The following is a 24,974-nucleotide window of genomic DNA, read 5'->3' on the forward strand; positions in this document are numbered from 1 at the left end:
AGCAAGCATTTTTTCAATGAGTGCAGTCAATTCATTTTTTATTGCCAGTCTTGGATTGATACGAAAGAGTTTGGTATTGCCGGAAAACTGACTGACAAGAATGCCACCACTTTCCAATTTTTCCAGTTGACGTTGTACTTGCCCTTTGGATAGGTCAAATGTGTTAGCTATTCCATTGATGTAGCCTTCACCATAATTACCTATGTAGAGAAGGCATTGTTCGGCAACATCGCTGCCAAATAGTGCTTTGTACATGATTTCCAGCTCTTTTCGTACCCCATTCAGGTACTTACGTACCCTTCTAAGGGACTATTATACCCCAAAAGGGTACGCCTGCAACCATTTTTGTCGTTGACACACATACCTGCGTATGGTATTCTGATTTCATCAGATTGACATAGCCCCACCCTATATTCCAATCCGCCCTGGACACTTCCAGGCTCAATCTGACACTGCTGCCACCAAGATCCCCAACTTGTCGTAACCTGGATTCCAGGTTACGCAGCGGCAGCTGTGTATGAATTTGGTGAGATTGTCCACTCGGTGTGTGGACAATCTTTAAAGCACACTCAAGATAAAAAGCAGGTGTTATAGAGGAAAATGAAAAGAAAACCGCCTGCAATACGTAAAAAAAACAAATCTTCTGAGCTTATACAACCCAGGAAAGGGCACTTGTTTGAGCGAGTTGTCTCTATTCTTGAACAGGCAAAAACCAATGTAGTACATGCAGTAAACAACAATATGGTTGTTGCCTACTGGTTAATTGGTCGTGAAATTGTGCAGGAATTGCAAGCCGGCAAAACCAAAGCGAAATATGGGGAAGCAACTATTGAAGATTTAGCTAAACAGCTAACTAATCGCTACGGGCAAGGATATTCCATACCAAACCTGAAAAATTTTCGGCAATTTTACCTTGTTTATAGTAATAGGACTCCTGAGATTAGCTACACACCGTGTAGCCAATTAAACCAAAAACAAAAAAGCTACCCAACGGGTAGCTTTTTCATGGGTTTTCGCCCCAATCTTACATGGTCTCATTATCGAGCATTAATGCGTATCGAAAAGGATAAGGCAAGACAGTTTTATGAAGAAGAATCAGCAACTTGTAGTTGGAGCGTCCGAGAGTTAGAGAGGCAAATCCATTCGTTTTACTACGAGCGCTTGCTTGTCACTAAAGACAAGAAGAGCATGTTACAAGCTCAACGCGATACTAAGAGACAAGTATTATTACCTGAGGACATACTAAAATCACCCACTGTCCTTGAATTTCTCAATTTACCTGACGTTACTCCACTACATGAATCAGAATTTGAGCAAGCAATAATTGATAATTTGCAATCGTTTTTGCTGGAACTTGGCAAAGGATTTGCCTTTGTTGCTAGACAACAACGATTACGTTTTGAAGATGAGGACTTTTATGTTGACCTTGTTTTTTACAACTATCTCCTTAAATGCTTTATTTTGGTCGATCTCAAAATGGGCAAACTTACACACCAAGATATTGGGCAAATGGACAGTTATATTCGCATGTACAAGGATTTGTACCAACTCAAAAGCGATAATCCAACCATTGGCTTGATTCTCTGTGCTAAGAAAAATGAGACCATTGCCAAATATTCAGTACTAAAAGAAAGCAAGCAATTGTTTGCCTCAAAATACATGCTTTATCTACCTACAGAAAAGGAACTTGCTCTTGAATTGGAACGTACATCAAACAATCTAGAAAGACAATAACCATGAATATTCGCAATGAAGTCACTGTACTAAAACAACACCTTGAACATCTTTTTCCAGGTAAGTGGATTTCCGGCAATAACTTAGATGAACGGCACGGAAAACAAAAGCTTATCTCAACTGGACTTCCGGAAATAGATCATGGACTTATAAATGGACTCAGCCGCCAGCGTATTACAGAATGGCTCGGCACAACGTCTTCAGGAAAAACAACTTTTCTACGCAATCTTATAAGCAATTGGTGTTCTGCCGGATTCAATGTTGCCTACATTGATATTGAAAGCAGATTACTTGCCAGTGATTGGGCTTATCTCAATCAAGATCCTTATAAAGGTCGCTTTTGGGCTGTTCGTCTAAACAACAAAACACAAGATGCCGTATGGGCAGCCGAACAACTTATTCGTTCACATGCCTTTGATGTAGTGATACTTGATTTAGCAACAGATAAAACTACGGCACACAATCAAAGCCGCCATCATGCTCGCTTACAAAGAGCACTCGATAAATCACGAACAGCCCTGTTAATCCTCAAAGACATAAATAGCTTTGCCCAAAGCAATAGTTGGGGTTGCCATGCTCGCTTTTCTTTTGCCTGGCAGAAAGTTACTTCTCAAAACAAAACCCTAAATCAAAAAGGTCTGTCCGGCATAACAGCAATTTTGCCGGCAGCAGATTTATTGGTTTCTAAAGACGGCATGTCCAAGAGTTTGGCAATTACCCCGTACGAGGAGGGCGGTCAATATGTCCAGAATTGCTTGTTTACGCATCCCTCAATTCCAGATCGCCGTACACCAAAAGCATGAACCGGATTTGAAAAATACTGCCTTTGTCATCCTCGACAACAACGCGGAAGGCAATGGTCGATCAAAGATTTTCATGTGCTCTGACAAAGCCAGTCAGAAAAACATTATTGCCGGCATGCGTTTATCGGAAGCCAAGGCAGTATGTTCCACATTAGTCTTTCGCAAATACGAATCTCAACTTTATCAAGAAGCGCAAAAGAAACTCATTCAAGAATTTGTCTTGTGCTCACCTAAAGTCTCAGCAGACCAATTAGGCACATTTTTACTGGATGCCTCCGGACTAAGCCATTTGGGCGGCGAAACTACTTTCTGCCGCAATCTTCTTAAAGCTGCCGGCAAAGCTGGTTTTGTAAATGCCCACGTAGGAGTCGCCGACAGTGCTTTTGCAGCTGAGGTTGCTTCTCGTTTGAAAAACAAACGCTGGCACGTGGTGCAAAAAGGGCAAGACAGAAATGTTTTAGCCCCACTTTCCATCTGGCATTTACCAATTAGTTTCGATATGAAAGAGGCTCTTTCGGATCTTGGCATTAAGACAATGTCCCAATTATTGGCAATTCCTGTGCCTGAACTTATCGAACGCTTTGGCTTAGAAGCTTTATTTGCCATAAATCTTTCTCAAGGCATAGACAAGCGCAAACCACATCTTCCCCCGCAAGAAAAACATTTCGAATGTTCAGTTGAACTTGGCGCCCCAATGGAAGCTCTTAACGAGACTCTATTTATCCTCAAATCCATGATCGACAGGCTGCTTATTCAATTAAAGAAAGAAGATCTTGCGGTCGAAGAGTTGACTATCGCCTTCTATAACGACAATGACAAATTCGATGAGCGCCCTGTTAAGCTACTGCGTCCCTCGGGTAATAACAAATTCCTTCTGGAAGTTTTAAAACTATCCCTGGAAGCAAAACCTCTCATGCGCGAATACACAGGAATTACACTTGCCGTAAGCCGCTTTACTAACGCTCTTTGGGAACAGCAAGAATTTGACGAAATAGCAGATGACAACAACAAGGATGATATCTCACCCGCACTGCTTCTTATGCTGCAACGCTTCAATACCCGTCTGGGCGAAAATGCCGTCGTAAAGCCTTTGGCAAACGATCAATACATACCTGAGCACGCAGGAGTCTGGGTACCGGTTCTTGATGAACAACATCCTGTTTTGCCACTGAGCAATAATTACCTGAAGGTCTACAACAACAGCAAAGGCAATGCGGCAAATCTAGTTTTAAAACAACACAAAGAACCAATTCCTGTGTTGGTAAAACTCAATGGCTTATTGCCAGGCGCTATTGCCTATCAGGGGCAATGGTATCGCATCAATCAGATAACCATCCCTGATCGTTTATCAGGACTCTGGTGGGAAAAGGCCGTCTATAAATCCTATTACATGGCTGAAGCTGAGCCGCAACAATACAAAGAAGCCGGTGTTTCCTTGATGTTATTAACCGAGCACATAAATCAAGGCAAAAGTAGTTGGTACATGGAAGGCTATTATGACTAACAAAATAGAATATGCCGAATTACATTGTCATTCAGCATTTTCTTTGCTTGATGGTGCCTCCAACCCGGAAGATCTTGTATCCCGCGCTAAAAACATCGGCTTAAAAGCTCTGGCACTTACTGACCATGATGAATTAGGCGGCATTCCTCGTTTTGCTCACGCAGCTAAAGAACTCTCTCTTGAAGCAATTATTGGATCAGAACTCACTTTAGAAGATGACTCGCATCTGACTGTATTAGCCGAAAACATAGACGGCTACAAACATCTCTGCCAATTATTGAGCAATGCACGTTTAAAAGGACCCAGAGGCAGTCCCAAAATTAGTTACGAGGCATTGGCAAATAATTCGAAGGGACTAATAGCCCTGTCCGGTTGTCCAAAAGGATGCATTCCTTCGGCTTTTGCTAAAGGAGATTCCAATATTGCTTATGAGCAAGCCAATAAATTGCGCGATATTTTCCCAGATAGCTTTTACTTGGAACTTTGGGATCACGAACTAAGACAAGAAGCACTTTTAAACAGGCAACTTTTAGAACTATCCAAAAGTCTAAAAATCCCCTGGGTAACAACCAACAATGCACACTACGCAAGTCCCGGCGGAAGAATCATTCATGATGTGCTTACTTGTTTAAGACATGAAGTGACTCTTGAAACAGCCGGCAGGCGCCTGCGCCCAAACGGCAATTGGTATTTGAAATCACCGGAAGCCATGGCTCGTCTCTGGCGGCATGATCTAACCGGCATCAAAAATAGCGTACGCATTGCCGAGCGCTGCGCTTTTCGCCTGGGCGCCTTAAAACCTGCATTGCCACCATTTCCAGTGGCTCACGGCACAACCCACGATCAATTCCTCAGCAAATTAGTCTGGGAAGGAGCCACACATCGTTATCCGCACCTCAAAGACAAGCACATAGATCAAATCAATCACGAATTGGCTGTTATCAAACGTTTGCAATTGGCTCCCTATTTTTTGATCATGTGGGATATAGTTCGCTTTGCTCAATCTAAAGGAATTGCCGTGCAGGGGCGTGGCTCGGCAGCTAATTCAGCCGTTTGCTATTGCCTTTCAATTACTGCAGTTGACCCAATTGGTATGGAACTTCTCTTTGAACGCTTTCTTTCAGAAGGGCGCGAAGGACCACCTGATATTGATCTAGACATTGCCCATCAAGAAAGAGAAAAGGTAATTCAATATGTCTACGAAAGATACGGACGCGAACATGCAGCTATGGTCTGCGAAATTGCCACCTATCGAGGAAAATCTGCTGTGCGGGACGCCGCGCGCGTATTAGGCTTTGCTCCTGAACAAGCCGACAAATTAGCCAAACAGTCCCATTATCGAGAAGCGCTTGACGCAGCTCAAGGACTGGCTGCAGGCGGCGCACGCGAAGCCGGACTTGATCCTGATGACAGACGAGTGAAATTGCTTCTCAAAGTCGTCGCCGGATTAGACCATTTGCCTCGTCATAGATCTATCCACGTCGGCGGTTTTGTCCTTGCTGCCGAGCCACTTGGCTCACTTGTGCCAATTGAGCCGGCTTCCATGGAAGGCAGAACCGTCATTCAATGGGACAAGGACGACTTAGAACTAACAGGCATGATCAAAATTGATTTGCTTGGTCTGGGCATGCTGACGATGATTCAAGAAGCCGTAAAGCTTGTCAAACAACATCGCAATTATGATCTTGATTTAGCGCACTTAAATATGAGCGATCCAAATATTTACAAGATGCTTCAGCAAGCCGATACGATAGGTGTCTTTCAACTTGAATCCCGCGCGCAAATGAATATTCTGCCGAGGCTTCACCCAACACATTTCTACGACATCATTGTCTCCATTGCTCTAGTGCGTCCCGGACCTATTCAAGGCAATATCGTTCACCCTTATGTAAGGCGCCGGCGCGGCGAAGAGGAAGTAAGTTATCTCCATCCATCGCTTGAACCAATTTTAAAACGCACCCTAGGCGTACCCTTATTTCAAGAACAAGGCATGCGCTTAGCTGTAGTTGCAGCCGGCTTTACGCCAATGCAGGCAGATCAACTACGCATTGTTATGAGTCATAAAAGATCGCACGAAAAAATGGCCAAGATTTGTGCGGACTTGTCGGCCGGCATGCAGGCAAACGGCTTTTCTGAAGAAGCTATTGAAACAATTACTCACCAGCTAAAAGCATTTGCCAATTACGGTTTTCCGGAAAGCCATGCCGCTTCTTTTTCGCTTTTGGTCTACGCATCTGCCTATCTCAAAAAATATTATGCGCCAGAATTCTATTGCGCCATACTTAACGCTCAACCAATGGGTTTCTACAGTCCAGCCACTCTCATTCGCGATGCTCAACGCCATGGAATCACAGTACTTCCTCCTGATCTAGCCCACAGCCAATGGGACTGCACGCTGGAACAATTGTCCCTACGCGTCGGCCTTCGATATGTCAAAGGACTAGGTTCCAAAGCCGAAAAGTTTTTGAAAGATGCCTGGCAAACGGGTGGTCCTTTTACATCTACAGAAGACGTTTGCCGAAGAAGTGGTCTTGGACCCAAGGCACTGACACTTTTAGCTAAAGCAGGCGCGTTTGAGACTTTGCACAACGGACGCCGTCAGGCACTTTGGTCTGTACTTGCATTATCGAAGAAACAACAAAGAAACGAGCCTCTAAAAAAACTTCTGCCACCTAAAGATCCTGATCATATCCAACTCTTAATTCCGGAGATGACCGAGCTGGAAACAATGTCTGCCGATTATGCCACTCTGGGTCTTTCCACAAGCAAACATCCTATGACCTTCTATCGTTCATGGGCAAAGGAGAGACAAATCTACTCTTGCCTGGATGTTGTAAAAGGTCAAGACGGTGATGTCATCACAGTTGCCGGAGGTGTCATTTGCCGCCAGCGCCCAGGCACGGCCAAAGGCTTTGTCTTCATTACTCTGGAAGACGAAACAGGCACGGCTAATGTCGTCATTCGACCCTTTATCTTCGATAAGTACCGCAAAGTCATTTTGAACTACAGTTTTCTTGCTATAACCGGCAAACTGCAATTACATGAAGGAGTAGCCAATGTCATTGCCGATCATATAGAAGAACTCCCACAACTTCAGGGCAATCCGCTAATACCTTCTAGGGATTTCCAGTAAGAATATTAACTGTTGAACAAAAACCACCCAAGCCATACGAGATCCGATATAACAAAAATAGGAGCCAAAATAAGGAGCTCTCCTATGTCGAATTACGAAGAAGGTGAAGGAGAGGGTCAGCCAAGAGAGCAGCTGACACTTTCCCGCACTAATACAAATGCATCCGGCGACCAAATGGCCTATGACATAGCTGGTCAAATCATCGAATTTAAGTATTGCGGGCAACCAGGATCATTCAAGATCCTGCAACAAGACCACGATCACCACGTAACTGAATTCCGCGCACCCAACGGTTCGATTTACTCGAACTTCCACGGAGCCTGGGAGTGTTATGATCCGGCCAATTGCAGAACATCCGGTTGTCTTTCCCAAACTGACGTTACGATAGATGAGACCGGCTTGCATGTAGACTCACGTGTCGGCCGCGACTTCCTAGGTCTGCCATCAAGTTCCATGCGCCAATAGCAGCCGCTCGCTCACATAATTACTGACGTAGTAACTCTACGCCTTCTTTGCTGGCACAATTTTTACTAACACAACATAGACTGCCGATGAAACAAAGAAGCCGACAAACCAGGCATAGTCATAAAGCGGCTTCAAAGCAGGGACAATAAGTCCAACCCAAGCTAACGCACAACCAGCAAGGGTTGCAACAACTGCGCGCCAATTCCAACCATTGGCAAATCTGTAGACGCCTTTCGTTTGATAGAGATCTTTGAGTATCAATTGTTTTTTGTGAACCAGCCAATAGTCTGAAATCATTACACCGGCAATCGAACCCAAACCACCTGAATAGCCAAGCAACCAGGTGAAGATATAGCCTGACGGATCAGCCACTAGTCGCCACGGTTGCATCAAGATGCCGGCAATACCTGTAATCAGTCCACCTATGCGGAAAGATATGTACTTTGGAAATGCGTTGGCAAAGTCATTTGCCGGAGATACAACATTAGCTGCGATGTTCACGGAAAGTGTAGCCACGAATACTGTGAACATTGCAATGGCAATAACGAACGGTTGATCGAATTGACCAATCAATTTGACCGGATCCCAAAGCTCAGACATCTTCATGTGTGGATAAATGACCACAGCCGCTGAGGTGATAATTACACCCATAGCAGCAAATAAAGTCATTGTCGTAGGCAATGCTACAACCTGACCGATAATTTGCTCTTTCTGACTGCGACCAAAGCGAGTGAAATCAGGCATGTTTAAAGACAATGTCGCCCAATAACCGATCATTGCTGTGACTGATGGAATAAACACCGGCAAAAATTCAGCCAATGAATTGAACTTGCTTTTCTCCGTCATCAAATAACCAAAGCCGTGAGCTTCCGTTATCGCCCAACCCAGCAAAGCTAGAGTCATAACCAATACAAACGGAGCTGCAACACCTTCCACTTTCTTCAACAAATCCATGCCGCAGAAAATGATGTAGATATTGGCTGCCCAAAAAAGTCCAAAAGAGATCCATTCTGTTGGCGTGTGACCACCGACTGGTCCACCAAGCATTGTATGCCAGCCGGGAATTACTGCTGCAAAAAATGTGTCGAGGGCTTGTCCGCCGATCCAGGCTTGAATGCCGAACCAACCGCAAGCAACAACAGCACGCATCAAGGCCGGTAAGTTTGAACCTATGGTTCCATAACTTGCACGTGCAAAGACTGGAAATGGAATGCCGTACTTGGTACCTGGATGCGAGTTAAGAAGAATGGGGATAAGAACAATAACGTTGCCTAATGAAATAGTGAGAATTGCTTGCCACCAATTCATGCCCGAAGCAATAAGACCTGAGGCCAACATATAAGCTGGAATACTTGCACACATGCCAATCCAGAGAGCGGCATAGTTGTATGTCGTCCAGTTGCGCTTCGCTACCGGAACTGGTGCTAAGTCTTCATTGTAGAGAGCGCTCGCGTGCAAAGTCTCTGGATTGAGAAGCTCAATGCGGCCATCTGAATGAGACTTCACATCAGCACTTGTATCGGCTGCCTTACTTATCACAGAACCCCCTTGCATAATTAGCCCGCCCTCCAATTTGTTCAATTTGGCGATTCTAGCCGATTTCCAAGATGTTCTTCTTGATATGCCTCTTATATTGCGTTGCCATGGGCATTTTATTGGGGCTTTCGCCGTGCTATAACCTCAGCTGAATAAGGGGTAAATCGTGCCACAAACCCACCACATAGAGCGTCACTTTACAGCCAGTCAGACTGTCCGAGATATCGTCATCGGCATGGCAGACGGTCTAACAGTCCCTTTTGCTCTGGCGGCAGGTCTAACAGGTGCCATTGCCACAACAGGGATTATTGTGACTGCCGGTATGGCTGAAATTGCCGCTGGCTCGATAGCGATGGGTCTAGGTGGTTATCTAGCAGCCAAAAGCGATGCCGAGCACTACGAGAGCGAACTCAAACGCGAACAACGCGAAGTCGTAGAAAAGCCTGAGGCTGAAAGACACGAAGTCAGAGAGATTTTCCGCGAATACGGGCTTACAGAAGAACAAATAGCCCCCATTATTGCCGCTTTTCAAACACGCCCTAAAGACTGGGTCAACTTCATGATGCGCTTCGAGTTAGGTATTGAAAAACCAGAGCCAGCTAGAGCAAGAAATAGCGCTGCAACAATTGCCGGAGCCTATATTGCCGGCGGACTCATTCCGCTATTGCCTTATATGCTAATTTCCAACTCGCAAACAGCCTTGATTATCTCTGCTTGTTTTACCCTTGTAGCATTGTTCATTTTCGGCTTCGTCAAAGGACGCTTCACCGGCACAAAGCCATTGCGCAGCGCCCTGCAAACTGTCTTCACTGGCGGCATTGCGGCAGCAGCAGCATTTGGAATTGCGCGAGCAATCTCCTAAGACTTACTCGTCGACAAATAGATAACCATCGCTCATTGGATCGATGGGAGACTTTTCCTTCGGAACAATTCTGGCGGGCACCCATTGCTCCGTAACCTTATGAAGTCTGGTGTCTGACGGACCTTCTTCAATAAATGGAAATTCAAAATTGGGTTCATCGAACTGCACTGTAAATGTCTCTCCAGCCAAGGAGCCTTGAGTTACTTTCACATTTGGAATTGTAATGGTGCCCTCGAAGTGAAATTTCTTGACGCGATGCTCATCTTTAGGCGCAGTCTCACTCTTACCTTCTGCAAGAGTAGCAGCAGGATTCATAAATCCAACTCTGGAATGAACAGGTCCAGCTTGAGTTGACTCCGGCAATGTGTATATGAGGGAATATGGTCCAGTCATTTGATCGGGGAAACCGTTTCCGTCAGCATCCAAAAGAAATACATAGGCCTTTTGTCCTTCGAAATATTTGCCTGACTTTGAAGTATCCAATTGCGCTTGACCTTGCATGCCCACATGATCAGTCTTAGTGATGGTACCGTTAAGCCTCTTCGAACTAGGTTGATATGCTTGGGCAACTAATTCCGCATTCTCAATACCTGAAGACTCGACCTTGAACATGAACTTGTCAGTTTCATCAGACATGCTAGTTCCCCCTTTTCGGCAACAGCACTTTGCCGTCAAGACTCGTCGTCGCTTTCAACTCACCATACTTCTGTCCCGGAGATGGGAATACATATTTTCCTTTGACAAACTCGCTTGCTGGATTGGGTCCGACATATGGAGCTCCTTTAGTCGCTTCGGCTAGCATCTCTGTATCGTTGAATTTGCCGGGACTCGCGACACCACTTAATTGAGTAGTCCCTTCCTGATCGTTTCGAAGACCGATTGCAGTAACGTGAATATCTACCCCCTTCTGACGCATTACTTGAGCTGGTTGCTCAGGATGATTCATGCATGAGGTCTCTGCTCCATCGCTAACTAAAATAATGTCGCGAGTGCATTTGTAGGCGCCATAACGCATGAATAAATCATGGTCAGCTTCCATTAGAGTCCATGTCAGCGGCGTTGGACCACCGGCCTTCAATGAAAGGACTTTGTCTACATAGGCTTTGTACTGCTCAATATCCTTCAGTCGTCCGGGCCCAAGAATCAATTCTGTTTCACGACAATGCGGCGTCAGATGACTCGTGTTACCTAAAATACGAAACATGATTGCTGTTCTTGCCGCAACCGGCAAATCAAGAATGCGATTAGCAGCATTCAATAGCAACAATTTGGCGATGTCTATTTTATTTTCGCCATTCAAGTCTGAATTCATTGAACCTGATGTGTCGGCAATAACTTCAATTAACTTAGGCGTACCGACTGCTTTTGGATCTCTAGTTAACTGCTCGCCAGTTACTACCCGTCCTGATTGTCCAGTGTAATTGCGATAGGTTTCCTCAAGAACAGCGCGAGCAAAAGCCTCATTCTCCGGCATGTTAATACGTACTACTGTTGTTTTGTCGCCAAATTTGAATTCGGTCATAGCCCGATTCCACAGAGGAATTTGATTTGAACATTATGTTGGCGAAGTCAAGGCTGGCCTATGGTGGACCTACGATTTAATCTCGCAAATTGAACTTTTTGGCTTTTAAAACGTATTAGTAAGTAGAACTCAGACAACTAAAGCACAACTTGCCAAACGTCGGGGAGAGGCATGCCAAGCTTTCAAGTCTCGGGTCCTGCTGGGAGTCATTGCTGCGCCGTCCAAGCCGGCGCGGCATAGCCCCAGCTTTTATGTATATCTAGAACTTCCAATAATCGCGAGCGACCCAGTGCTCAAATCCTTGAATGTCTTCAGGGATTTTCTCATTGACATCTAGTCTCTTGCCCGCACCGGCAAAATCACGACACTGAATTTTCGACGTGCCGGATAGATATTCATATTCATCATGATGCCCATTGAGATGGCGTCCACCGAGAAAATGCATTTTCGACATCTTAGTGCCGTCAGTCAACTCACTAATTTCAAATCGTTTTCCAGTGAGTCCCTTGAACGGACCAGCAATTGCCATCACTTCATCCTGGTACTCAATTGCATGCAACTTGCCTGCATCATTCAACACTACCTTTGTTGGGAAATTCTTGTTGGCTTGGTAATACAGCCAATCATCACTGCCTTCAAACCAATTGGGAACACCTTTTTCAGCCAAATGCGGATACTGTTCCACAAGGGCATGTGGCGCAGCTTTATGCTTTAAGACTTCCATTCCCATACCACTACCGCCGGAACTTAGATTCTTGAGTTGAGTTATACCGCTCGGATTCTCAATCGTGTAAAACTTTCGCGGACAAACAGTTATAGACTTAGCAAAATTCCCTTTTACAAAGTGAGACTCAAAAGGAATCTCATTTTCAAAGATATGAGTAATTGTCGAAAGAACCTTTCTAACCTCGACGTTACCGGCAAGCTTCTCAGCTTCTTTCGTAACCAACTTCAAGGCGCCACCCAGAATGCCGGATTCTTCAAGCATTTTGGCTCCTGCTTTTGCTAATGCAGGGTTATGTTCAATGAGCTCTTCAGCGAGTTTTAGTTTAATGTCCATGGTCAGGGGGTTTCCTTGGGGTGCCTTCTGGCTCATCATAGGTTGCCACGCCCCACCGCAACAGTGGGGAAAACCGCAAGGCTACGTAAATCCCGCCCCGTTTTAGATTAATTGTTGGTCGCCACGGTCCTGATGACCTGCCGGCGCAGCCTGTCCATGGCGTTGGTCTTGTCGTAGATTAACAGCGCCTGCTTGCCTATTTTGCCGTTATCGTAGGATTTGCCTGCGGTTAATCCGCGCAATTGGTCGAAGTTGTCGCCAATTTCTTTTTTAAGTGCAACTATCTGATTCCATTCATTAGCAATTGAAGGAAACTTCTCTTCAGGGATCATTAAAGCATCAACTTCATTAGATAGAAGTTTAAAGTGATACTCTAATTGACTCATTAAATAATCCATTTTCTTTTTACGTGGCGGCAGATCACCAAATTGAATCGTGCCTGATGGACCAGGAAAAGGTTGAATGACGACGCCACCCGGCAGTACATTGGGTGAACGAATTGTTTGTGTCTGCTTGCGTGTCACTTCCGTCATCATCATCTGAGTTGATTTTTGAATTTCTGAAGTAGACTCGCCCATTTTCTGCAAGCCGTCTTCCATGATGAGCACGGCTCCCCGCACTCCGCCTTTCAGCATTTTGTTGCTGTCAGTTGTCGACTCGGCAGTTGCTGGAGGAGCAGCTTCGTCAGCTAGAGCAAATTGGGCACAACCCAAGACTGCAACTAAAGCAGCCGCCGAAAGAAAAAACCGGAATTGCCAAATAACCATTAGCTTGCCTCCAGGCAAAGTAGAATCTCTATTCAATTGTGCCACGCACTGGTTCAGAATCCTAAGGGTTTATAGGACACTTCATCAAATCAAACAAATGGAAAAGTTTGAAGCCTAGCTCTCTGCGCCGTTCTTCATGATGCCCAAGAAAGGCAGCTCACGGTAGTTTTCAGCGTAATCGAGACCGTAGCCTACAACAAACAAGTCATCAATACTGAAGCCGACATAATCGACATCAACCGGCACAACACGACGAGATGGCTTATCCAAAAATGCAGCCAGTCTTAAACTCTTAGGCGCAAATTGTCCCTGCAGATACTCCATGAAAAACTTCGCCGTGCGACCTGAGTCAACGATATCTTCCACAACGAGAATATGACGGTGCGAAATATTGGGCAACTCAAGATAAGGGGTCTGCACAACGCCGGAGCTTTCAGTTGCAGCACCATAACTGGATAGACGGACGAACTCAATTTGCAGTGGCTCGGGAGTCTTGATATGGCGAATGAGATCAGCCAAAAAAACTATGGCTCCTTTCATAACGCCTATAACAACGGGCTTTTCCTTGTCTTGATAGTCTTTGCTTATCTCAGCGGCAAGCTCCTTTATTCGAGCTTGAATTTGCTCTTGCGAATAAAGTGTGTCTATTTTGGCTTGTCCCACGATATGCCCCCTTGTTTATGCCAGCTTCAATTTGCCGGCTGATTTAGTACTACGCAAAGTCTTGTCTGTCGAAGTTGTCTTATCTGCATCGAAAATTTTGCGACCACGCACGAAGGTTGAGACAATCATGCGATCGTCGCCTAAGTATATAAGCGTGGACAAAATTTCGTCTACGTTGTGACCCAACATATCGTTAGGTACACCTGTTCTACGTGTCGGATCAATAACAACAAAATCCGCTTCTTTGCCTTCTTCGAGGCTGCCGACAACTTTGTCTAAATTAGCTGCCTTGGCGCCGCCCAATGTACCCAAATAGAATAATTCTCTAGGTGATATCCAGAGATCCATCTGCATGTACGCGGTATCTTTCATAACAGAGAACAAAGACATTTGCGGACCGCCGGCAACATCAGAGCCAAGTCCGAATCTAATTCCGGCTTTCTTGATACGACTGAAAGGGAAAAATCCGCTCTTCAAAAAGAAATTGGCACTGGCACAATGCGCAAGTGATGATTGACTTTCCTTCAAGGCTCTAAGATCTTTATCGTCCAAATATATTGAGTGAGCAAATATACTGTTTTTGCCGGTGAGATTATGGTTGGCATAGACATCTACATAGCTACGAGACGATGGATATTGTTTTTTGACAAAGGCGCATTCGTCTTTGGTTTCGGCAAGGTGAGTGTGTAAATAAGTACCCTTGTATTTTTTCCACAGTTTGCCACAACCTGAAAGTAATTCCTTGCTGGCAGTAATGGCAAAACGCGGAATGAAAGCATAGATGAGGCGATTGTTGTCGTAGCCGTGCCAACGCTTGCATAATTCTTCAGCTTCTTTGAGTGAAGTCTCAGTATCTTCAGTAAGTGCTTTTGGTGAATTCTTGTCCATCAGCACCTTGCCCATGATTACACGATGACCCTTAGCGGCTGCAATCTCAAATGCAATATCAGTTGCATCTTTATGGACTGTCGTGAAAACATTGGCTAAGGTCGTGCCGTTACGAGCTAGTTCATCAAAAAACCAGTTAGCAATTTTGCGTGCGTGACGCTTGTCGGCAAAACGCGCCTCAGCTGGAAACACATAGCTATCGAGCCATCCAAGTAAAGTCTTACCAGTTCTTGCAGTCTGCGTAATTTGCGGCAAGTGCAAATGCAAATCAACAAAACCTGGAGTAATTATCTTTTGCCCATAGTCAACCACGCGCACCATTCCATCGTAGTTGCGTTTGAGTTTGGTCCATTCACCGACTTCAACAATTTTTCCTTCTTCATCAACGACCAACGCACCATGTGGAATGTTCGTCAATGCAGAAGCATTCTTCGGACTAATGATATGAGCTAAGTACGCGGTAAATTTCTTACCACGAAAAGCATTTTTACCCCTGGCACTGGTCTTGGTCACAGGTCGTCCAAAAAGAATTGAGATGGACATTGTAACAAGGGCATCACGAACCAAGCAAATTAGTGTAGTCTCGTTTTATCGCCATCACGAAGATTTGAAAACACTCATCATGACCACATTGCAACTAGAGCAAGCAAACAACCAGGACATTCTGAAAATAGTTAGACAAACGCGCACAATCTGGTCCGGCGGTCTTCGTCGCGACAAGTTCATACAACTGGTGCAGCACCAATTGACACACCCCTGGGGCAAAAAGCATGTACGTTATTTTCTCTTGAGGTCAGGTTCGACAATCGTTGCCAGCCTAAAGCTTTATTCCATTTGTATATCCCACAAAGGCAAAGACTTCCAATTAGGTGGGATCGGCGCTGTATATACGATGGCAGAACATCGTCAACAGGGTTTTGCCGGCACACTTATACAACGTGTTATTGAATTGGCTCGCCAAGAAAACATGGATGGGCTGTTGCTTTACAGCGATATTGGACCGGTTTTCTATACACATCTTGGTTTCATCGAACTTGGATCCTATAACTTTGAATCCACTCCTGAAACTGATTCTACTTTTGGCGCGCAAGTCACGCCCCTGCAAGAAGAACATATTCCTTCACTATCCCGTAGCTATAATCGATTCCTTTCTCGTCGACAATTCGGCTGTCAGCGAAGTGAGCTTTTCTGGCGATACAAAATTGCCAGAGAACAGTTTTTTCACACATTTGCCGCCAGCGAATGGCCTGGCGTGCAGCTTTTGACCCTCGACAATGCGACCAATGGATTCACATCTTATGCGCTCATCGAAAATTCTTCTAAGGCTCTGCGCGTTTTGGAAATAGTGGGGGACGAAGCTCAAATTTGGTCTCAAGTTGTTGCCTACGCCAGTAAAAACGGACTCATAAAGATTCGCGGTTTTGAAGGTTCAGCCGGTCAACAAAAGTGCGCTCAACTGGTTGACAGGGATTGGGCAGCACCGATGCTTTTGCCGCTTAACCCCGCCGTTGAAAACTGGCTCGATGCGCAACCTTGCCCGCTTCTGGAGCTGGATCACTTCTAGAGGCTATTGGCAACACGGCTTGATAACCCACTTCTGTGGGTGCTTAATTCTTATTGAATCTTGTATTTAGACTTATTAGCTTAAGTCAGTTGCTAAACTATGGAATCTATAAATCCGTCCCAAGGTATTTAAACGTGACAAGTTTAGCTCCCGAGAGTGAAAAAACATTGGACAAGAGCCGCATCGTAAACGACTTTTCTATCCACGTCGCCACAATTAACGGCTCAGGCAGCCAATCCTCAAACAACGTGTTGATGCGCTCCATCTTCCAGATGGGCATCCCCGTATCCGGCAAGAACCTGTTTCCATCGAACATCGCCGGTCTGCCAACCTGGTTTACCATTCGCGTCAATAAGAACGGCTATATTGCAAGAAAGAAAGAAGTAGATATTCTCGTTGCGATGAACCCGCAGACAGCTTTTGAAGACGTGAAGAGTCTGCCGACAGGTGCCGTTTGCGTAAGCCCTGTTGAACTAAAGCTAGACGCCATCCGTTCCGACGTTCACCACTACCAAGTTCCATTCACGGAATTGGCTGCTCAAGCCACTGACCAAATAAAACTCAGAAAGCTTTTAACCAACATGATTTACGTTGGTGTTGTCGGCGAGCTCATCAATCTCGATTTCAAGGAAGTAGAAATAGCAATCGCCCGCCAATTTGAAGGCAAACAAAAAGCCATTGATCTCAACGTAACTGCCGTTAATAAGGGCAGAGAATGGGCAAAAGAAAACATCAAGAAAGCTGACCCTTATGTAGTTGAGCGCTTGAATTTGACCAAGGGCAAGATTATCATCGACGGCAATGCCGCCGCCGCTATCGGTTGTGTGTTTGCCGGAGTTTCGGTTGTTACCTGGTACCCGATTACGCCATCTTCCAGCTTGGCTGAATCATTGGAAGAGTACTTGGAGCAATACAGAAAAGATAAAGACGGCAAAGCAACTTTTGCCGTTATTCAAGCTGAGGATGAACTCGCAGCAATAGGCATGGCTCTGGGAGCCGGTTGGGCAGGTACTCGCTCAATGACCACCACATCAGGTCCTGGAATTTCCTTGATGTCTGAATTTGTCGGACTCGGTTATTTCGCTGAAATCCCAGCAGTAATATTCGATGTACAACGCGTCGGTCCGTCTACCGGTATGCCAACACGTACAGCGCAAGCTGATTTGTTTAGCGCCTACCAACTCTCGCATGGCGACACCAAGCACATCGTTCTTCTGCCCGGTTCAGTGGAAGAATGCTATCAAATGGCTATGGACGCTTTTGATTTGTCCGAGCGCTTCCAAACGCCGGTATTTGTCTTAAGCGATCTCGATATCGGCATGAACAACTGGATGGCTAACCCATTCCCTTATCCAACTAAAGATCTAGACCGCGGCAAAGTGCTTACCGCTGAACAATTGAACAAACTTGGTGAATTTGCCCGCTACAAGGACGTCGATGGCGACGGAATTCCATACCGCACATTGCCGGGAACCAATAGCCCTATTGCTGCCTATTTCACCAGAGGCAGTGGTCACAACGAGAAGGCTCAATACACCGAGCGTCCGGATGACTACGAAAATCTGATGAACAGGTTGAACAAGAAATACGACACTGCTCGTAAATATGTTCCGAAGCCGGAAATAATTACGGAGAAGGACGCCAAAATAGGCTTAATCGCCTTTGGTTCATCCAACCCGGCAATTATGGAAAGTCGTGATCAGCTGAAAGTAGCAAACATCAGCACAAGCTATTTCAGGCTGAAAGCAATTCCGTTTACCGAGGACTTGCGAAAGTTTGTGGAAAGCTACGATCGCATCTATGTGGTTGAGCAAAACAGAGACGCGCAACTTCGTGAACTGATCACAATGGAATTGCCTGAATACGCAACCAAACTCAAGTCAGTGTTGCACTACGATGGACTGCCTATTGATGCCAGATTCATCACTGACGCCATAATGGCCGAAGAAAGATAAGGCACTTCACAGATTTAGAGGTAATTCGAAATGGTTGAATCAACAGCAGCAAAAGCCCCAGCAACAAATAGACTCGGACTGACACAAGCCGACTACAAAGGCTCGCCCTCGACACTCTGCGATGGTTGCGGTCACGACGCTATCACAAGCCAGATAATCAAAGCAGCTTACGAATTGGCGCTCGAACCGCATAAAGTAGCTAAGCTTTCCGGTATTGGTTGTTCCAGCAAGACTCCTGCCTACTTCTTGAGCCGCTCACACGGCTTCAACGCAGTACATGGACGCATGCCCTCAATTGCAACGGGTGCCTCAGCTGCCAACAAAGAACTTACATTAATGGCAGTAAGTGGAGATGGAGACACAGCCTCAATCGGACTAGGACAGTTCTGCCATATCGTCCGTCGCAACGTACCATTGGTCTACATAGTGGAGAACAACGGCGTATATGGTTTAACCAAAGGACAATTCTCCGCCACAGCCGATATCGGCACGAAGTCCAAGGGTGGCGACGTAAACGAATTCCCACCAATTGATCTTTGCGGTTTAGCACTGGAACTTGGTTGCAGCTTTGTTGCCCGTTCCTTTGCAGGCGATCCCAAACAACTAGTCACGCTCCTCAAAGCTGCCTTGTCGCACAACGGCACAGCCATTCTTGATGTGATTAGCCCATGCGTCACATTCAATAACCACGAATCATCAACAAAGAGCTACAAGCGCGCAAAAGAAACGGAGATGCCTTTGCATGAAATTGGCTATATTCCTTTCTACGAGCAAATCGCTGCCGACTATGAGCCGGGCTCAACAATTGATGTAAAAATGCACGATGGTTCGCACATTGTGCTGAAAAAACTTCATCAGGACTACGATCCAACAGATCGTTTCCAAGCCATGACGACAATATATAAAGCCAATCAGGACAAACAATTCCTGACCGGCCTTCTATATATTGACGAGAAGAAGACCTCTTTGACCGAGATGCTCCATACAGTGGATAAGCCTTTGGCAAGTCTCACTCAAGCAGAGCTTCGTCCGGGCAAAGATGCCCTCATCGAGATTATGGCTTCCTTGATGTAGAGCGCTTTCTGAGCAAGATTTTATAATAAGCTCCTTAAGGAAACCCGTTACGTAGCGCTTTGGTAATAACTTCGCTAGCCTTGGCATGTTAAAATACCCATTCGCTTTATATACACAAAGGCACCAGGACCCGTAGGACCTAGAAATATGAATCAGATACTAAAAGAAATTGAAGCCCCAGTACTGAAGACCAACTTGCCCAAGTTCGACGTGGGCGACACGGTCAAAGTATTCGTCAAAATCAAAGAGGGCGGCAAAGAACGTACTCAGGGCTACGAAGGTGTCATCATCAAGCACCGCGGAGCCGGCACTGGTGAGACAATCACCGTTCGCCGTGTGTTCCAAGGAATTGGCATTGAGCGTGTATTCCCAGTCCACTCACCCCGCGTAGAAAAGATTACGGTTCAACGCCGTGGTCATGTTCGCCGCGCTAAGCTCTACTACTTGCGTAAGCGCACTGGTAAAGCAACACGTATCAAAGAGCGCCTCGGCGTTGCTCGTGAAGTCGAAGCTCCACAAGCTGCAGAAGCCTAAATTTGACTCTATAGAGGCGGCGGCGCATGCCTTCGTTCAAAAAATTACAAGATCAACTCAAATGGGTTGATCTTATTTTTGAGGTGCGGGACGCTCGCGTTCCTATTTCCAGCGCGCACCCACAAACAACCAAAATCTTCGGCAACAAACCACGCATTCTCGTAATGGCAAAAGAAGACTTGGCTGATCCTGTCCGATTGAAGAACTGGGCAAATGAGCTCGGCAAAACTTTTAGTCTCGTTGTCCCAGTCGATCTAAAAACAATGGGCGGTCGCAATAAACTCATCGACCAGGCAGTCAAACTCACCAAGGATAAGCAAGACGCTCGCATCAAAAAGGGACTCTTGCCGAGACCAATTCGCGCCTGCGTCGTCGGCATGCCCAACGTCGGCAAATCAAGTCTCATCAATTGGATAATCGGCAAGAAAAAAGCTCATACGGGCAACAAGCCTGGAATAACCAAAGGTCCGCAGTGGGTGCGCGTACATCCGCAACTAGAGCTACTGGACACACCTGGAATTTTGCCTATCACTGCCTTGAGCAAAGATGTGGCAAGCAAATTGGCAATGCTCAATCTTGTGCCGGACAGTCACTATGACATTGAAGAAACTGCCGAAGAAAGCATTCAAACTCTTCATTCCAATTATCCAAACATTCTGGAAAAGGCCTATGGCGAAGCATTCGCTAATGGTGCAGGCAATTTAACAGCACTTGCCACTATAAGATCATGTCTTACATCAGGCTCGAGACCAGACACTTATCGAGCAGCAGGCATTTTGCTCAATGACCTACGTGCAGGACGCCTCGGCAGAATAATACTCGATATACCTCCAGCCGGAGACAAGCACCATGGGTAAAATCAAAGCAGCAAGTCTTGAGAATATTGGCAAATTGCTGGAATTTGATGCACAGGTATACAAATTTTTCTATGGAGCACCGCATCCAAGCAAATTTATTTGGCCGATGAAACAAACTCCTCTGTGGGCAAGAAGACAGGAAAACCCAATGCCGTTGCTATCGGCTGGTGGCACAGCCACCTTGCAAGTAATCGGATTAGACGAGGTAGGTCGGGGTCCGCTGGCAGGACCCGTTGTGGCGGCTGCCGTCAGTCTGCCGCCAATTGATCCGGAAAGTGACCTGGCAAAAGAATTGTCGACTCTCAATGATTCAAAAGCAGTACCGCACAACGAGCGTGTTCGACTTGCAGAGATAATCAAATCCATCGCTGTCTACGCAATTGCTGAAGCAACCGTTGAAGAGATAGACACTATAAACATACTGCAAGCCAGCTTGCTGGCTATGAAAAGAGCGCGCCTGGCTCTTTCAATTCCTACTCCTGCGCTTCTTCTCATTGACGGCAACAAATACGTTCCCCAACTAAAAGACAGTCAGGTGACTGTCGTAAAAGGCGACAGCCAATCAGCATCAATTGCCGCGGCTTCAATTCTTGCCAAAGTTCACAGAGACAATCTCATGGACGAACTTGCCAAAGAATTTCCGCACTACGGATGGGAAAGCAATAAAGGATATGGCGCGCCCAAACATCGGCAAGCCATTAAGGAATTCGGACTGACCCCGTGGCACCGCAAAAGCTTCAGCATGGGACTTGAGTGATCATTTAGATACATTCCGCTAAGCCAATCTGGCGCCCTCTTTCCGGGGACGCCAAGCGATAAAAGGCATCCCTTTTCTTGACACTTGTATGCCAGAGTATTACACTGTCTTACATGGTGACACAAGGCAAACGGGCGCATGCAATGCGCCCTACAAAATCAAATAAGTCTCCAAAATATCTACATCCACCAATGAGGAGTACAATATGTCAGCAATATCAGGAACCATCGTAAAATTTCTCGGACAAGAAGAGGAAATCTCAGTGGACAAGAAAAATGCATCGGAAGATATTTCCATTCAAGGCAAAGATGGCAGCGTTCAATTTCGCCTCGATGCCGACAAGCTGGAACTGCTTAATCGTGTCGCCGCACAAAAACGCACCGGCGCAGGCGTACTCGCCCGCATGTGGGTGATTGAGCGTCTGGAAAAAGAAACAGGCGGCAAAGGTGCAGGCATCGAGCCGATGGAAGTGGTGGCTGATTCTATGAAGGCTCTGGCAAGTGTTCTCAACGTTCAAAACGTTAGTCAACAAATTAACGACCGCCTTGATCAGCTGGAGAAGAAATTGCAACATGTAAATCTGCCGAGAATCAAAACTACGACAGCAAAAAGCAGCAAAGCAAAAGCAACTAAATCAACCGGCAAGTCTGCTAAGACAACCAAGAAAACAAATACTGCAAAAGCTTCTGCAAAGACCAGCAAGTAATCCAGTTATTCCATAGGATAAAGAGGGCGATATCACCATCGCCCTCTTTTTATCGTTTCGTCATGAAAATTGCCTAGTCGTGGCACTAGCCCAGAACGTAGGCAAAGATAAGAGGCGCAACTATTGTTGCGTCCGATTCAATTACAAAACGTGGGGTATCTGCCTCGAGCTTGTGCCAAGTGATCTTTTCATTTGGCACAGCGCCGCTATACGAGCCATAGGAAGTTGTACTGTCGGAAATCTGGCAGAAGTAGCCCCAGAATTTACAGTCGATTCCCAGGTCTTGTCGAATAAGTGGAACGGCACAGATTGGAAAATCTCCGGCAATACCGCCGCCAATCTGGAAGAAGCCAATTGACGAATCAACGCTATTTTCCTTGTACCAATCAACAAGATGCGCCATTTGCTCAAGTCCGGATTTCACTACTGAATACGAAGAGATATCACCCTTCATAACGTGCGCTATGAAGATATTTCCTAATGTGGAGTCTTCCCAACCTGGAGTGTAAATTGGCAGCTTACGCTCGCAGGCAGCAATTAACCATGAATGCTCCGGATTGATTTGAAAGGCGTGCTCAATAAGTCCACCTTCAATCAACTGATACATGTACTCGTATGGAAAATAACTCTTTCCTTCTTTATCGGCTTTTTGCCAGAGCGAAAGAACTTGTTTTTCAATTGCTCTTATGGCTTTGTCTTCCGGAATGCAGGTATCAGTGACACGATTCATTCCCTTGTCGCGCAAAGCTGTTTCTTCCTCAGGCGAGAGATCACGATAATTGGGCACGCGCGCATAATAGTCGTGAGCAACCAAGTTGAAGATGTCTTCTTCCAAATTGGCTCCCGTACAACAAATACCGTGCACCTTACCCTGGCGAATCATCTCAGCGAGAGACAAGCCCAATTCAGCTGTACTCATGGCTCCAGCTAAAGTCATAAACATCTTGCCGCCATTGTCTAAGTGAGCGACATAGCCATCGGCTGCTTCAATAACTGCGGCAGCATTGAAGTGCCGGAAATGGTCTTTGATAAATCCTTTTACTGCCGACCAGTTGCTATTTACTTTCGGCATAGCCGTTTTCTCAGCCACCTTTGCTGTTGTTGTCATTTTCCTGCACCTCCTTATCTCTGGCTACACCAGTGTCTTTTGTTACTTATTCGGGCGCATGCAATGCGCCCCTACAAAATCCGATTCCATCAATTTCAATTTGTCGGCAAATCTGTATCCGACGAGTTTGTAAAGCAATTTCGCCACCAGAAAATCAGGAGCATGAAGCCCTTCAATTGGCGAAAGTTCTACAATGTCGGCCGCCACCACGTTTTTCTTTGCACACAAAACTCGAATGAGTTCTGTGAGTTGCTGCCAACTCATGCCACCTGGCTCCGGTGTACCGGTTGATGGCATGATTCCAGAATCAAGCCCATCCACATCGATCGTCAGATAGACATCATCTGTCAGCGTGTCCACTATTTTGGCAAAATCCCATTCACTTTGCTTGTGCGCGAAGAAGATTTCGATTTGCGGCTTTTCTTCCTTAAACCATTGGACTTCTTCTGCGCTTACATTGCGAATGCCCACCTGCGTGATTGCTCCAGACGGCAGAATCTTATGCATCTGGTAGGTGACAGAGGCGTGGCTGTAGGGATTGCCCTCATAGGACTTGCGACAGTCTGCATGAGCGTCAATCTGCAATATAGAGAGATTTGGATAACGCTCGATGCAGGCTTTCACAGGCCCTAGACTGAGGGCATGCTCGCCGCCGAGAACTATTGGAAACTGACCCTTCTGAAGAACTTGTGCAACTACGGTGCGCAGCTCCTCAAATGGTTTTTCCGTCGAGGCATTGACAGCAGCCGGCTTAATAGGCGCCAAAGTCTCAATGCCCACCTTGTACGGTTCATTCCAGAGTTCATCGTCAAACAACTCCACTTGCTGGCTGGCAGTAAGAATTGCTTGCGGTCCCAGCTCCGTACCTTTGCCGTAGCTTGTTGTCAGCTCATACGGCACGGGCACGATAGCCACGGCGGCGTTATCTTGCGAGGCGTATTCGGCCTCTAAACCAAAATAGTTCATTTCCCCTCCGAGAAGTTACTGCGCGTGGGCGAAGCGAACGCGGTCTTTATCGATAATCTTTGTGACTTTGTTCATGTCCTTCGGGAAGTGATAGCCACGCTGCAAGAGACGCTTTTCATAGCTTTGCGGCTTGAATACGCCGGCAAACTTCTCAATGGCAGCTTCGACATCAAATTCCTTGCAGGAAAAGATATCGAGAACTACAAAGCCCTTCTCGGCAAAGGTATGAATAGAGATGTGCGACTCGGCGATCATCACCACGCCACTTACACCCCAATCTTCCGGAACTGTTCCCTGATACTTAAAGACATACGGAGGCATTATCTTCGTCATCTGTAATTGCTCAGGGTAATCGTCAAGTATTTGACTTATGCGGCTGACGTCTGCCAAAAGTTCTGTTGGGCATCCGTAAGCTTCCAATATCAAGTGTGGTCCAAACATGTTTCTTTCCCCCTCTCGCTTGTCGCCAAGCCAGTCGAAAGTTGTAATTACCAAGGATCAAGATTCAAACGCTCA

The 24,974-nt window shown here is 46.0% G+C and carries 24 protein-coding genes; 13 read left to right on the top strand and 11 right to left on the bottom strand.

Annotation, left to right across the window (positions count from 1 at the left end):
- Positions 1-255 (bottom strand): winged helix-turn-helix domain-containing protein (locus K2Y22_16730; protein ID MBX9880106.1); only part of this gene is annotated, 255 nt, incomplete at its 3' end.
- Positions 256-600: 345 nt separating this feature from the next.
- Here K2Y22_16730 and K2Y22_16735 point away from each other — a divergent pair.
- The 5 genes from K2Y22_16735 to K2Y22_16755 all read left to right on the top strand — a co-directional run bounded on the left by K2Y22_16735 (position 601) and on the right by K2Y22_16755 (position 7,639).
- Positions 601-1,734, top strand: coding sequence for a PDDEXK nuclease domain-containing protein (locus K2Y22_16735; GenBank protein MBX9880107.1), 1,134 nt, complete (start codon positions 601-603; stop codon positions 1,732-1,734).
- Between the two features lie 2 nt (positions 1,735-1,736).
- Complete coding sequence (locus K2Y22_16740; protein MBX9880108.1) at positions 1,737-2,537, top strand: hypothetical protein; 801 nt, start codon at positions 1,737-1,739, stop codon at positions 2,535-2,537.
- Positions 2,476-4,041 (top strand): DNA polymerase Y family protein, encoded by a 1,566-nt coding sequence (locus tag K2Y22_16745; GenBank protein ID MBX9880109.1) that lies wholly within the window; start codon positions 2,476-2,478, stop codon positions 4,039-4,041. The genes K2Y22_16740 and K2Y22_16745 overlap by 62 nt, the downstream gene beginning before the upstream one ends.
- Entirely contained in the window at positions 4,034-7,174 is a 3,141-nt protein-coding gene (locus K2Y22_16750) for an error-prone DNA polymerase (GenBank protein ID MBX9880110.1), read from the top strand. The genes K2Y22_16745 and K2Y22_16750 overlap by 8 nt, the downstream gene beginning before the upstream one ends.
- A gap of 84 nt (positions 7,175-7,258) precedes the next feature.
- Complete coding sequence (locus tag K2Y22_16755) at positions 7,259-7,639, top strand: hypothetical protein (GenBank protein ID MBX9880111.1); 381 nt, start codon at positions 7,259-7,261, stop codon at positions 7,637-7,639.
- A gap of 36 nt (positions 7,640-7,675) precedes the next feature.
- On the opposite strand, the gene K2Y22_16760 is transcribed toward K2Y22_16755, so the two are convergent.
- The gene (locus tag K2Y22_16760) at positions 7,676-9,178 is read right to left on the bottom strand and encodes an NCS1 family nucleobase:cation symporter-1 (GenBank protein MBX9880112.1); all 1,503 of its coding nucleotides are present in this window, start codon (positions 9,176-9,178) and stop codon (positions 7,676-7,678) included.
- Between the two features lie 163 nt (positions 9,179-9,341).
- On the opposite strand from K2Y22_16760, the gene K2Y22_16765 reads away from it, so the two are divergent.
- Positions 9,342-10,037 (top strand): VIT1/CCC1 transporter family protein, encoded by a 696-nt coding sequence (locus tag K2Y22_16765; GenBank protein MBX9880113.1) that lies wholly within the window; start codon positions 9,342-9,344, stop codon positions 10,035-10,037.
- Positions 10,038-10,040: 3 nt separating this feature from the next.
- On the opposite strand, the gene K2Y22_16770 is transcribed toward K2Y22_16765, so the two are convergent.
- From K2Y22_16770 to guaD, 6 genes are all read right to left on the bottom strand, one after another.
- Positions 10,041-10,673 carry a hypothetical protein gene (locus K2Y22_16770; protein MBX9880114.1) on the bottom strand — a complete coding sequence of 211 codons (633 nt, stop codon included), beginning with the start codon at positions 10,671-10,673 and terminating at the stop codon, positions 10,041-10,043.
- Between the two features lies 1 nt (position 10,674).
- The gene (locus K2Y22_16775) at positions 10,675-11,559 is read right to left on the bottom strand and encodes a VWA domain-containing protein (protein ID MBX9880115.1); all 885 of its coding nucleotides are present in this window, start codon (positions 11,557-11,559) and stop codon (positions 10,675-10,677) included.
- Between the two features lie 259 nt (positions 11,560-11,818).
- Positions 11,819-12,619: a hypothetical protein gene (locus K2Y22_16780; protein MBX9880116.1), complete on the bottom strand. Its 801-nt coding sequence runs from the start codon at positions 12,617-12,619 to the stop codon at positions 11,819-11,821.
- Between the two features lie 107 nt (positions 12,620-12,726).
- A complete protein-coding gene (locus tag K2Y22_16785) occupies positions 12,727-13,431 on the bottom strand; it encodes a hypothetical protein (GenBank protein ID MBX9880117.1) in 705 nt (234 codons plus the stop codon).
- A 69-nt stretch (positions 13,432-13,500) separates the two neighbouring features.
- Positions 13,501-14,049 carry a hypoxanthine phosphoribosyltransferase gene (hpt, locus tag K2Y22_16790; GenBank protein ID MBX9880118.1) on the bottom strand — a complete coding sequence of 183 codons (549 nt, stop codon included), beginning with the start codon at positions 14,047-14,049 and terminating at the stop codon, positions 13,501-13,503.
- Between the two features lie 15 nt (positions 14,050-14,064).
- Positions 14,065-15,450, bottom strand: coding sequence for a guanine deaminase (guaD, locus tag K2Y22_16795; protein MBX9880119.1), 1,386 nt, complete (start codon positions 15,448-15,450; stop codon positions 14,065-14,067).
- Positions 15,451-15,472: 22 nt separating this feature from the next.
- Here guaD and K2Y22_16800 point away from each other — a divergent pair, with 22 nt between their 5' ends.
- From K2Y22_16800 to K2Y22_16830, 7 genes are all read left to right on the top strand, one after another.
- Positions 15,473-16,501, top strand: a complete 1,029-nt coding sequence (locus tag K2Y22_16800) for a GNAT family N-acetyltransferase (GenBank protein ID MBX9880120.1) — start codon at positions 15,473-15,475, stop codon at positions 16,499-16,501.
- A 134-nt stretch (positions 16,502-16,635) separates the two neighbouring features.
- A complete protein-coding gene (locus tag K2Y22_16805) occupies positions 16,636-18,456 on the top strand; it encodes a 2-oxoacid:acceptor oxidoreductase subunit alpha (protein MBX9880121.1) in 1,821 nt (606 codons plus the stop codon).
- A gap of 30 nt (positions 18,457-18,486) precedes the next feature.
- The gene (locus K2Y22_16810) at positions 18,487-19,530 is read left to right on the top strand and encodes a 2-oxoacid:ferredoxin oxidoreductase subunit beta (GenBank protein ID MBX9880122.1); all 1,044 of its coding nucleotides are present in this window, start codon (positions 18,487-18,489) and stop codon (positions 19,528-19,530) included.
- A gap of 147 nt (positions 19,531-19,677) precedes the next feature.
- Positions 19,678-20,064 (top strand): 50S ribosomal protein L19, encoded by a 387-nt coding sequence (rplS, locus tag K2Y22_16815; GenBank protein ID MBX9880123.1) that lies wholly within the window; start codon positions 19,678-19,680, stop codon positions 20,062-20,064.
- Between the two features lie 26 nt (positions 20,065-20,090).
- Positions 20,091-20,921, top strand: coding sequence for a ribosome biogenesis GTPase YlqF (ylqF, locus tag K2Y22_16820; protein MBX9880124.1), 831 nt, complete (start codon positions 20,091-20,093; stop codon positions 20,919-20,921).
- Positions 20,914-21,678, top strand: a complete 765-nt coding sequence (locus K2Y22_16825) for a ribonuclease HII (GenBank protein ID MBX9880125.1) — start codon at positions 20,914-20,916, stop codon at positions 21,676-21,678. The genes ylqF and K2Y22_16825 overlap by 8 nt, the downstream gene beginning before the upstream one ends.
- A gap of 205 nt (positions 21,679-21,883) precedes the next feature.
- Complete coding sequence (locus tag K2Y22_16830) at positions 21,884-22,384, top strand: hypothetical protein (protein ID MBX9880126.1); 501 nt, start codon at positions 21,884-21,886, stop codon at positions 22,382-22,384.
- An 85-nt stretch (positions 22,385-22,469) separates the two neighbouring features.
- Here K2Y22_16830 and K2Y22_16835 read toward each other — a convergent pair whose 3' ends face one another.
- Genes K2Y22_16835 through speD form a run of 3 tightly spaced genes read right to left on the bottom strand, consistent with a single transcriptional unit; the run spans position 22,470 to position 24,899 of the window.
- Positions 22,470-23,492: a deoxyhypusine synthase family protein gene (locus K2Y22_16835; protein ID MBX9880127.1), complete on the bottom strand. Its 1,023-nt coding sequence runs from the start codon at positions 23,490-23,492 to the stop codon at positions 22,470-22,472.
- Positions 23,493-23,534: 42 nt separating this feature from the next.
- Positions 23,535-24,458: an agmatinase gene (gene speB, locus K2Y22_16840; protein MBX9880128.1), complete on the bottom strand. Its 924-nt coding sequence runs from the start codon at positions 24,456-24,458 to the stop codon at positions 23,535-23,537.
- Between the two features lie 15 nt (positions 24,459-24,473).
- On the bottom strand, positions 24,474-24,899 hold the full coding sequence (speD, locus tag K2Y22_16845) for an adenosylmethionine decarboxylase (GenBank protein ID MBX9880129.1): 426 nt from the start codon (positions 24,897-24,899) through the stop codon (positions 24,474-24,476).
- Positions 24,900-24,974 lie beyond the last annotated feature (75 nt).

The sequence above is a fragment of the Candidatus Obscuribacterales bacterium genome, from assembly GCA_019744775.1.
GTDB lineage: Bacteria > Cyanobacteriota > Vampirovibrionia > Obscuribacterales > Obscuribacteraceae > SBAT01.

Coding starts and splice junctions, on each gene's coding strand:
- K2Y22_16735 (MBX9880107.1), top strand. CDS start 601: ATGAAAAGAAAACCGCCTGCAATACGTAAAAAAAACAAATCTTCTGAG.
- K2Y22_16740 (MBX9880108.1), top strand. CDS start 1,737: ATGAATATTCGCAATGAAGTCACTGTACTAAAACAACACCTTGAACAT.
- K2Y22_16745 (MBX9880109.1), top strand. CDS start 2,476: ATGTCCAGAATTGCTTGTTTACGCATCCCTCAATTCCAGATCGCCGTA.
- K2Y22_16750 (MBX9880110.1), top strand. CDS start 4,034: ATGACTAACAAAATAGAATATGCCGAATTACATTGTCATTCAGCATTT.
- K2Y22_16755 (MBX9880111.1), top strand. CDS start 7,259: ATGTCGAATTACGAAGAAGGTGAAGGAGAGGGTCAGCCAAGAGAGCAG.
- K2Y22_16770 (MBX9880114.1), bottom strand. CDS start 10,673: ATGTCTGATGAAACTGACAAGTTCATGTTCAAGGTCGAGTCTTCAGGT.
- K2Y22_16775 (MBX9880115.1), bottom strand. CDS start 11,559: ATGACCGAATTCAAATTTGGCGACAAAACAACAGTAGTACGTATTAAC.
- K2Y22_16780 (MBX9880116.1), bottom strand. CDS start 12,619: ATGGACATTAAACTAAAACTCGCTGAAGAGCTCATTGAACATAACCCT.
- K2Y22_16800 (MBX9880120.1), top strand. CDS start 15,473: ATGGACATTGTAACAAGGGCATCACGAACCAAGCAAATTAGTGTAGTC.
- K2Y22_16810 (MBX9880122.1), top strand. CDS start 18,487: ATGGTTGAATCAACAGCAGCAAAAGCCCCAGCAACAAATAGACTCGGA.
- rplS (MBX9880123.1), top strand. CDS start 19,678: ATGAATCAGATACTAAAAGAAATTGAAGCCCCAGTACTGAAGACCAAC.
- ylqF (MBX9880124.1), top strand. CDS start 20,091: ATGCCTTCGTTCAAAAAATTACAAGATCAACTCAAATGGGTTGATCTT.
- K2Y22_16825 (MBX9880125.1), top strand. CDS start 20,914: ATGGGTAAAATCAAAGCAGCAAGTCTTGAGAATATTGGCAAATTGCTG.
- K2Y22_16830 (MBX9880126.1), top strand. CDS start 21,884: ATGTCAGCAATATCAGGAACCATCGTAAAATTTCTCGGACAAGAAGAG.
- K2Y22_16835 (MBX9880127.1), bottom strand. CDS start 23,492: ATGACAACAACAGCAAAGGTGGCTGAGAAAACGGCTATGCCGAAAGTA.
- speB (MBX9880128.1), bottom strand. CDS start 24,458: ATGAACTATTTTGGTTTAGAGGCCGAATACGCCTCGCAAGATAACGCC.
- speD (MBX9880129.1), bottom strand. CDS start 24,899: ATGTTTGGACCACACTTGATATTGGAAGCTTACGGATGCCCAACAGAA.